The organism is Clostridium sp. (assembly GCF_018372875.1).
Taxonomy (GTDB): domain Bacteria; phylum Bacillota; class Clostridia; order Clostridiales; family Clostridiaceae; genus Clostridium.
Window position 1 is genome coordinate 36253 of record NZ_JAHAIF010000020.1, and the last position, 9674, is coordinate 45926.

General features: G+C 31.1%; 11 protein-coding genes. All 11 read left to right on the forward strand.

The window, feature by feature from the left end; genetic code table 11:
- The first annotated feature begins 36 nt into the window (after positions 1 to 36).
- The 11 genes from KIB46_RS08620 to KIB46_RS08670 all read left to right on the forward strand — a co-directional run bounded on the left by KIB46_RS08620 (position 37) and on the right by KIB46_RS08670 (position 9573).
- On the forward strand, positions 37 to 381 hold the full coding sequence (locus KIB46_RS08620) for a YbaB/EbfC family nucleoid-associated protein (RefSeq protein WP_027099110.1): 345 nt from the start codon (positions 37 to 39) through the stop codon (positions 379 to 381).
- 70 nt (positions 382 to 451) lie between these two features.
- Positions 452 to 1048, forward strand: a complete 597-nt coding sequence (recR, locus tag KIB46_RS08625; protein WP_156561406.1) for a recombination mediator RecR — start codon at positions 452 to 454, stop codon at positions 1046 to 1048.
- Positions 1049 to 1257: 209 nt separating this feature from the next.
- Positions 1258 to 1536, forward strand: a complete 279-nt coding sequence (locus KIB46_RS08630) for a DUF2508 family protein (RefSeq protein ID WP_156561405.1) — start codon at positions 1258 to 1260, stop codon at positions 1534 to 1536.
- A gap of 19 nt (positions 1537 to 1555) precedes the next feature.
- The gene (locus tag KIB46_RS08635; RefSeq protein WP_156561404.1) at positions 1556 to 1831 is read left to right on the forward strand and encodes a pro-sigmaK processing inhibitor BofA family protein; all 276 of its coding nucleotides are present in this window, start codon (positions 1556 to 1558) and stop codon (positions 1829 to 1831) included.
- 170 nt (positions 1832 to 2001) lie between these two features.
- The gene (locus KIB46_RS08640; RefSeq protein ID WP_291671434.1) at positions 2002 to 2916 is read left to right on the forward strand and encodes an ABC transporter ATP-binding protein; all 915 of its coding nucleotides are present in this window, start codon (positions 2002 to 2004) and stop codon (positions 2914 to 2916) included.
- Positions 2916 to 4142: an ABC transporter permease subunit gene (locus tag KIB46_RS08645; RefSeq protein WP_156561402.1), complete on the forward strand. Its 1227-nt coding sequence runs from the start codon at positions 2916 to 2918 to the stop codon at positions 4140 to 4142. The genes KIB46_RS08640 and KIB46_RS08645 overlap by 1 nt, the downstream gene beginning before the upstream one ends.
- A 145-nt stretch (positions 4143 to 4287) precedes the next feature.
- On the forward strand, positions 4288 to 4473 hold the full coding sequence (locus KIB46_RS08650; RefSeq protein WP_027099104.1) for a hypothetical protein: 186 nt from the start codon (positions 4288 to 4290) through the stop codon (positions 4471 to 4473).
- Between the two features lie 223 nt (positions 4474 to 4696).
- A complete protein-coding gene (locus tag KIB46_RS08655; protein WP_291671435.1) occupies positions 4697 to 5770 on the forward strand; it encodes an alanine--glyoxylate aminotransferase family protein in 1074 nt (357 codons plus the stop codon).
- Between the two features lie 77 nt (positions 5771 to 5847).
- Entirely contained in the window at positions 5848 to 6756 is a 909-nt protein-coding gene (locus tag KIB46_RS08660; RefSeq protein WP_291671436.1) for a D-2-hydroxyacid dehydrogenase, read from the forward strand.
- Between the two features lie 21 nt (positions 6757 to 6777).
- Positions 6778 to 8034, forward strand: coding sequence for a DUF1015 family protein (locus KIB46_RS08665; protein WP_291671437.1), 1257 nt, complete (start codon positions 6778 to 6780; stop codon positions 8032 to 8034).
- Between the two features lie 177 nt (positions 8035 to 8211).
- Positions 8212 to 9573 (forward strand): methyl-accepting chemotaxis protein, encoded by a 1362-nt coding sequence (locus KIB46_RS08670; protein WP_291671438.1) that lies wholly within the window; start codon positions 8212 to 8214, stop codon positions 9571 to 9573.
- Positions 9574 to 9674: the final 101 nt, after the last annotated feature.

Below are 9674 nucleotides of genomic sequence, written 5' to 3' on the forward strand. Positions count from 1 at the left end.
AATATAAAATATATATTTTGTAAGGAGGAATTGATTATGGCAAGAGGTGGATTTCCAGGTGGCTTCGGCGGAGGAAACATTAATAACTTAATGAAGCAAGCTCAAGCAATGCAAAAGCAAATGGAAGAAATGCAAAAAGAAGTTGAAGCTGCTGAATTTGAAGCTTCAGTTGGTGGAGGAGCTATTTCAGTTCGTGTAAATGGAAAGAAAGAAGTTTTAGGAATTAACATAAAACCAGAAGTAGTAGATCCAGATGATGTTGAGATGTTAGAAGATTTAGTACTTAGTGCTGTAAATGAAGCTTTAAGAAAAGCTGATGAAGAAACAGCTAACAAGATGGGTAAATTAACAGGTGGTTTAAAGATGCCTGGTTTATTCTAGGAAATTATTTAAGGCATACAGGTATAAATTATTCCTGTATGCCTTTTTACTGAAAGGAATGAGGTAAGGTATGGATTTTTATCCAGTAGCTATAGAAAAACTAATAGAAGAATTTGCAAAGTTACCTAGTATAGGGCAAAAGACAGCTCAAAGACTAGCTCTACATGTATTAAATTTACCAGAAGATGAGGTTAAAGAATTTGCAGGGGCATTAGTTAAAGCAAGAGGAACTATAAAATACTGTTCGGTTTGTGGAAATTTTACTGATAGTGACCCATGTTCAATATGTTCAAATCCTAATAGAGATAAGGGTGTAATTTGTGTAGTAGAACAACCTAAAGATATTATGACAATGGAGAAGGTAAAGGAATTTAATGGACTTTATCACGTTCTGCATGGAAATATTTCTCCTATGCAAGGAAGAGGTCCACAAGATATTAGAATAAGAGAATTAGTATCTAGAATGAGAGAAGATATAAAAGAAGTAATAGTTGCAACTAATCCCAACATTGAGGGAGAAGCAACAGCTATGTATATATCTAAGATATTAAAACCTCTGGATGTTAAGGTAACAAGGATTGCAGCTGGAATTCCAGTAGGTGGAGATTTAGAGTATGCAGATGAAGTAACTCTATCTAAAGCCTTAGAAGGTAGAACTGAAATATAATATGGCAATAAAAAGGAGGGCCACAATTTACATTGGGCCCCTTAATAGATAGATGGGAGTTTTAGAAGTTTTGTTTGATAATGAGTGAAAAGCTTCTTATAGAATTAATATATGGGATATAGTGAAATGTGTTCCAAAAATTTTGAAGCGTTTGTATATTACCTCTAAAAATGGAAATAATTTAAATAAATAAGTTTGGAGGGGTAGTTATGAATAAAAAGAATATAATTCAATATATTACAGGTATTAAGGAAAGTGAAAATGAAGGATTAGATATTATAGATGCAATTGAAGATGCCAAAGCAGAACTTGAAGCTGCAAGAAGCATATTCGATAATGTACAGGACTCAAAATTAATTGAACTTGCTATCTATGCTGAAGAAGTTGCATTAAAAAGATATGAATATTTACTTTCATTGGCAAAAGAAAGAGATATTAGAGTAAGTAATGAATATATATTAGATAGGTGTATAAGAATGGCAGAGTAAAGTAAACGGGGGGATTTCAATGGAACAATTAACACAGTTAGTAACTACGAATCCAATAATATTTGGTATAGTAGGGTTAGCCATATTATTTATTATTTTAAAGTTATTTAAGTGGCCTTTAAAGATACTTCTTAATGGTGTATTTGGTGTGATATTATTATATTTAGTTAACTTTATAGGTGGACAAGTTGGATATCCAAACCTTATTGGGATCAACTGGATAACAGCTCTTGTAGCAGGATTTTTAGGAGTACCAGGGGTAGCTGTTTTAGTAATATTCAAATTGTTTATGTAGTTTTATAAGCTCACTTAATTGTGAGCTTTTTTTAATTATAGAAAATTATAAAATCAAAGACAATAATTGTGTAATTTAAGAATATGTTAAGAAAAAACTAAGGTTTTAGATTGTTTAATCTTAAGTATTGTTGGTTATTATTAGTATATAGAATTTTAGGAGGAGAACATATGAAAGTTTTAGAAGTAAAAGGGGTAAAGAAAAAACTTGGCAAAAGAGAAATTATTAAAGGCTTAGATTTATCTGTAAATGAGGGAGAAATTTTTGGGTTTTTAGGACCAAATGGTGCGGGTAAAACAACAACTATAAGAATGCTTGTTGGGTTAATATCTCCAAATGAAGGGGAAATAGTGGTATGTGGTAAAAGTGTTTTATCAGAAAAAGAACAAGCTCTTAAAAATGTTGGCGCAGTTGTAGAAAATCCTGAACTTTATAAATATCTTTCTGGTAGAGAAAATCTTATGCAAATAGCAAGAATAAGAAAGGTATCTAAAGAGGAAGTAGAAAAATTAATAGATTTAGTTGGTCTTAAAGGTAGAATAGACGATAAAGTAAGAAAGTATTCCTTAGGAATGAAACAAAGACTTGGATTAGCTGCTGCATTAATAGGAAATCCTAAGTTATTAATTTTAGATGAGCCTACAAACGGGTTAGATCCTTCTGGAATTATAGATTTTAGAGATGTTGTAAAGAAGGCTGCAAGAGAAAGGGGAATGGCAGTATTTATCTCTTCCCATATATTAAGCGAAGTTCAAAATCTTTGTGATAGAGTTGCATTTATAAATAATGGAGTTATTAAGTCTGTAGAAGATATTCATGATAATAGCATGGAAACAGAATTAGATAGTTTAACATTAATCGTTTCAAGCGATAAGGAACAAGCTATAAAAGTATTAAAGGATATCGGGTTCGTAAATTCATCAACAGTTATAGATGAAGAAGTTCACATAATAATGGAAACAGGAAAAACAACGGAATTATTAAAGGTATTATTAAAAAATAATGTGTTAGTTGAAGAAATTTATAAGAATAGAAAAGGACTTGAGCAAAGATATATGGAGCTTGTTGAAGGAGGGGTAAGATAATGCTATTTACATTAATAAAAAATGAATTAATTAAGATATCTAAAAGAGCTAAAACATGGATTGTATTTGCACTATTTGCTATTTGCGTTGTAGGAATTGGAATTATAAGTAATATAGATGCAAAAGATATAGCTTACAATAATACTCCAGAAGGTAGAATAGAATCTTTAAATAGCTCTATCCAATATGCTGAAGATCATTTAAAAGAGTTAGAGACATATAAGGATAAATGGGCAGAGGAAGCAATAGAGGAACAAAAACAATATATAGTTAACCTAAAGGAAGAGATTAAACTTCAAGAGGAAAGAAAGAAGAATCCTGATGATCCTAATTTGTGGAGAAAAACATTAGAACAAGAAAAGAAAAATATTCAAGAAGTTTTAGATGACAAAAGTTATCCTGATAGATATAAAACATATGAGAAACAAAGGATGGCAGAAATAAATTCATTTTTAGATGCTGGGGTAAAGCCAGTTGAAGAGTGGGAGTTCTATCCTACAAATGTTGGAATGAAGTTCATGCAAGTTATAGGTTTAATAATATTAGCAGCAGGTATTGCTGTGTTTATGAGTGATATTGTTTCAGGTGAGTCTACACCAGCTACATTAAAGTTTTTATTAGTTCAGCCAATCTCTAGAGCAAAGGTTATTTTATCTAAGTTTATTGCAGTTGTTATTACAGTTGTAGCTATGATAGCTGGATTAGAAGTTGCTGCCTATGGAGTGATAGGAGCATTCACTGGATTTGATGCTGCAAAGATGCCTAAATTGGTAGGTATGAAGTTCCAATGGGATTATAGTGAAATAGAAAAGTATGGTGCACCTCAATTATCACAGGTTGATGGTAGTGGAATATTATCAACAAGAGGGGATGCATTATTCCAAGGGTTTGCATTACAAATATTATTTATAATTGCATGCTGTGCTCTTATATTTATGATATCTACATTAGTTAAAAGCAGTATGATTAGTATGGCTATTTCAGTATTAGTTTGTGTAGCAAGTACTATGATTTGTATGATGTCTCCTTCTGTAGCATCTAAGTTTGGACATTTAATATTCTTAAACTATGGAAATACAGTTAGTGTTATAGATGGTAGTATAGCTCAGATGTTTAATAATCCTAACTTCAGCATAGGCCTTGGAGTTGCTTTAATGGTTGGAACTATTATTCTTTGTTATATAATATCCACTATTATATTTAAAAAGAAAGATATTTTAGCATAAGTAAAAATAAAGCTTCGCATTTGCGAAGCTTTATTTTTATTAATACCCTATATTTCTATTACCCCTCTTATTACAATTATTGCTTCTTTTACTTCTATTATTATGTTAATCTATATTATATTGAAAGGTTTAAGGAGATGATTTTATGCCAGCCGGTACTGGAGTTAATTGTGGAGAATGCCCTGAAAAGAAGAATGGGAATTGTAATGGCGATGATACAAGATGCCTTTGCTATAAATGTCCTAGAAAGTTATCTCAATGTATGTGCGTAAAGTATTGTAGAGAAACTGAATCAGTTTTATATTTTGATGAAAATGAAAACCACTGGTAAAAATACTAGTGGTTTTTAGTTTTGTAGGTAGTAAATATAAGTAAATCATAAATAAATCTTAAAAATAAAAATATTTAAAAAAAGTATATCCAATTTCATAATAATGGTATATAATATACATTACAAGAACACTTGTATTTCATACAAATACACATGGGGCTTTTTTATTAGAAATTCGAGTGCAGCAATAAATATATATATATAATTAAGGGGGATTTTAAACATGCATAAGAAATTATTTATTCCTGGACCAGTAGAAGTACGTCCAGAGGTGTTATCCAAAATGGCTGAACCAATGATAGGTCATAGAAGTAAGGAGGCTTCAGCACTGCAAAGAAGAATTAGTGATAATATGAGAAAGATATTTTTCACAGAAAATGAAATTCTTCTTTCAACTACTTCAGGTAGTGGGCTTATGGAAGGTGCTATAAGATGTTGTACAGCAAAAAAAGCAGCAGTATTTTCAGTAGGTGCCTTTGGTAAGAGATGGTACGAGATGGCAGTTTCAAATAATGTACAAGCAGATCTTTATGAAGTAGAAATGGGTAAAGCTGTTGATCCAGATGAGGTTGATAAGGCACTTGCTACAGGAGAATATGATTTAATAGCAGTTACTCATAATGAAACATCTACAGGCATAATGAATCCAATTGAAGAAATAGGAGAGGTAGTAAAAAAATATCCTGAAGTTGTATTTATAGTAGATATGGTTAGTTCTGCAGCAGGAAGTAAGGTAGAAGTGGACAAGTGTGGGATAGATGTTTGTATTACTTCAACTCAAAAATGTATTGGGTTGCCTCCAGGAATGTCAATTTGTACATTTTCTGAGAAAGCAAGAAAGAGAGCTGAACAAGTTCCTAACAGGGGATATTATTTAGATTTACTTCAACTATATAAATATATTCAAAAGAAGGATTATCAATATCCATCAACTCCTTCACTTTCTCATATGTTTGCTTTAGATTATCAGCTAGATTATATCTTAAATGAGGAAGGTCTTGAAAATAGATTTGCAAGACATAAGGAAATGGCACAAATAGTTAGAGATTGGGCAGAAAAGAATTTTGAATTATATTCAGATAAGAATCATTTATCAAATACAGTTACTAATGTTAAGAATACAAGGAATATAGATGTATCAGCATTAAACAAAGCACTTGGGGAAAGAGGTTTCCAAATTTCTAATGGATATGGAAGCTTAAAAGATAAGACTTTTAGAATAGCTCATATGGCAGATTGCCAAGTTGAAGATATAAAAGAATTATTAAAGAATATTGATGAAGTTTTAGGATTATAAAATCTTGAGAGTTTAGAGTATTATCTAAACTCTTCAAAATTATATGGTAATAAGCAAAGATTAAGGGGGAATATATTATGATTAAGGTGTTAACAAACGACGGGTTAGAAGCTGCTGCTATAGAGAGCTTAAAAGCAGCCGGGGCAGAAGTAGTTAATGAGCATATAGAAGCAGATAAGTTAGGAGAAGCATTAAAGGATTTTGATGCACTTGTTGTAAGGTCAGCTACTAAGGTTACGGCTGATGTATTAGATAAAGCTGAAGGCGGAAAATTAAAGTTAGTAGTTAGAGCAGGTGTTGGTGTTGATAACATTGATATAAAACATGCCCATGAAAAGGGTGTTACAGTAAAGAATACTCCTAATGCAAGTTCAGATTCTGTTGCAGAACTAGTATTAGCTCACATGTTTACAGTTGCAAGATTTTTAAGTAATTCAAATGTAACAATGAGAGATGGACAATGGAATAAGAAGAAATATAAAGGGATAGAAATTGCAGGTAAAACCTTAGGGGTTATAGGAATGGGCAGAATAGGTAGATCCTTAGCTAAAAAGGCCACAGCCCTTGGAATGACTGTAATATATAATGATATATTTGGAAAACAAGATAACTTAGAATATGAATTCTGTGATATGGAAGATTTATTAAAGAAGTCTGACTTTATATCATTACATGTTCCATATGATAAAGAAAAGGGTTCAGTAATAGGTAAAAAAGAGTTCGAATTAATGAAAGATGGAGCGTATTTAATAAATTGTGCTAGAGGAAATGTTGTTGATGAAGATGCTTTATTAGATGCATTAAACAGTGGAAAGGTGGCTGGAGCAGGTATAGATGTATTTGCTAAAGAACCTACAGCAAATGAAGCTTTAGTTAATCATCCTAATGTAAGTGTAACACCTCACATAGGAGCTTCAACTGAAGAAGCACAAACAAGAATTGGTGATGAGGTAGCATCAACTATAAAAGAATTCTTTAGTTTATAAAATATTAGGGGGTACAATGAAGTGGCTATAGTTAAGGCGTTTAAAAGTATAAGACCAATTGAAGAATTGGCCTCAAAGATTGCAGCACTACCATATGATGTTATGAGTAGTGAAGAGGCTAGAGATATGGTTGTAGATAATCCCTGCTCATTTCTTCATATTGATAGGGCAGAAATAGACTTAGACCCTTCTGTAGATATACACGATAAAAAGGTTTATGAGAAAGCTAGAGAAAATCTAGACAAAATGATTGAAAATGGTCAATTTATTCAAGATGAGAAACCTTGCCTTTATATTTACAGACAGATAATGAACGGAAGAGCTCAAACTGGATTAGTATTTTGTGCATCTATAGATGATTATCTTAATAATGTTATAAAAAAACATGAATATACAAGGGCAGATAAAGAATTAGATAGAATTAATCATGTAGATTATTGTGATTCTAATACAGGTCCAATATTCTTAACTTATAGGGAAGATGAAGTTACTTCTGAGGTTATTAAAGAATGGACTAAGGAAGGAACTAAAAGAAAGGCAGTATATGACTTTATTTCAGAAGATGGAATAGGTCATCAAGTATGGGTTATAGATAATGAAATAATAGTAGAAGAAATAATTGCATTATTTAATGAAATAGAAAATCTTTATATTGCAGATGGGCATCATAGGTCAGCTTCAGCAGTTAAGGTAGGGTTAAAAAGAAGAGAAGAAAATCCGGACTATACTGGGGAAGAGGAGTTTAATTACTTCTTAGCAGTGGCATTCCCAGACAATGATTTAATGGTTATGGATTATAACAGAGTAGTTAAAGATTTAAATGGTTTATCTACTGATGAATTCTTTGAGAAGTTAAAAGATAACTTTATAATTATAGAATCTAAAGAAAATGTACCAATAAAACCAGTTAGTAAGCATACATTTGGTATGTTTATTGAAGATAAGTGGTACTTGCTTGAAGCTAAAAAGGGAAGTTTTAATGAAGAGGATCCTATAAAGAGTTTAGATGTAGCAATATTACAAGATAATATTCTTACTCCTATATTAGGAATAGAGGATGTTAGAACATCAGATAGGATAGATTTTATTGGTGGAATAAGAGGATTAAGTGAACTAGAAAGAAGAGTTCATAAGGATATGAAGGTTGCTTTTTCTATGTATCCTACAGAGGTTGGAGATATAATGAAGGTAGCTGATACAAATCAAGTAATGCCTCCTAAGTCTACATGGTTTGAACCTAAATTAAGAAGTGGATTATTTGTTCATAAATTAAGATAAGAGAAATTTTTTATAAAAAGGTTTATAAAAATATTAATAACTATGTTAAGAGTTATTAATAATATTACGATAATTAAATAAGGCGATATGGTCATTATCTAGCTCAATAGAGGGCAAGGCATGTTTGCCTTGCTCTTTTTTATTTCAAATCACAGTACGATAAAGGGGGAATGCCAAGTGAACGCCCAATACGATAAGACCTATAGAAAAAGTTTAAAAATTGTTATTACAAAGAAAGTTGCAGTAGTATTTGCAATAGTATATGGAATTAGTATTTTATCACTATATTTCATGGGAAAAATGCTTTTAAAGGATGAAGCTATCAGTCTAGCAATAGGATCATCATTTAATAAAATGATATTAGCCTATTCTTCAATACTATTAGTAACTTTAGTAGCAGGTGTAATTTTTGTTTATAAGGCAGTAGCAAAGTTTGCGACCTTAATACACAGATTTAGAACCCATTTTCAACTATTAAAAGAAGGAGACTTCTTTTATAGAATTAGAGAAAAGCACTTTAAAAGAGAAGATGAATTAGCTGGTATAGCTATAGAGACAGATGCAATGCAAGATGCTGTTGTAAAAATGTTAGGAGATGTTAATAGTGCCGCTATTGAAGTTAATGATAAGTCTAATACATTAACTTATACATCTCAAGGGTTAATGAATTCAGCAGAGAACATTTCAAAGTCTGTATCAGAAATAACGTCAAATTTAACAGAGGAATCTGCTAGTATATTAAATATAGTAAGTATTTTAACTGATTTTAAGAGCATACTTGAAACTAATTTAGAGGCAACTAATAATATAACCAGTATGTCCAGGGATGTTAATGACAAAGCCAACATAAGTTTTTATGATATGGAAAAACTAAGAACATCATTTGAAGACTTTAATGGAAAGTTTGATGAATTTGTTTCTATTATTCAAAGCATGCAAGCTAATATAGAAGAAGTGGACAAGATATCAGTTCTTATTAATGGAATTGCAGAACAAACTAATCTTCTAGCATTAAATGCAGCTATTGAGGCAGCAAGAGCTGGAGAGTCAGGAAGAGGATTTAGTGTTGTTGCAGAGGAAATAAGAGCATTGTCTGAACAAACTAAGGAATCATCTATAAATATAAATAAATTAGTAGGTAATGTTTTGGGAAATTCTAAAAATTTAGTTAGTAAGACTAGTGATATGGTTAAAGATATTCAAGAACAAAATAATATTATTTACACATCAACATCAGCATTTAAGGATATATCTAAGTTAATTATTGATATGAATCCTGCAATGAATAGTTTAGAAAAAAGCTCAAAAGAAGTATCAAAAAAGAGTGATTATATTATAGAAAAAGTTAAAAATATCTCTGAAACTTCAGAGGAAATAGTTGCATTATCTGAAGAGATTAACTATGCTTCAGAAGAGATGGATTCATCATCTAAGCTTGTATATGAATTAGCTAAGGAGCTTGGAGTACTTGCTGATAATACTTTAAAAGCAGCCGGTGTGTTTAGATTAGAAAAACCAGAAGATGAAGAATGGAAATAATTAAAGGGGCTGTCGCACTAAATAATTAGTGCGTAGCTCTTTTTTTGTAAAAAAAATAAATCCCAAACTCTACGAGTTTAGGATTTATGATAAAATATTCT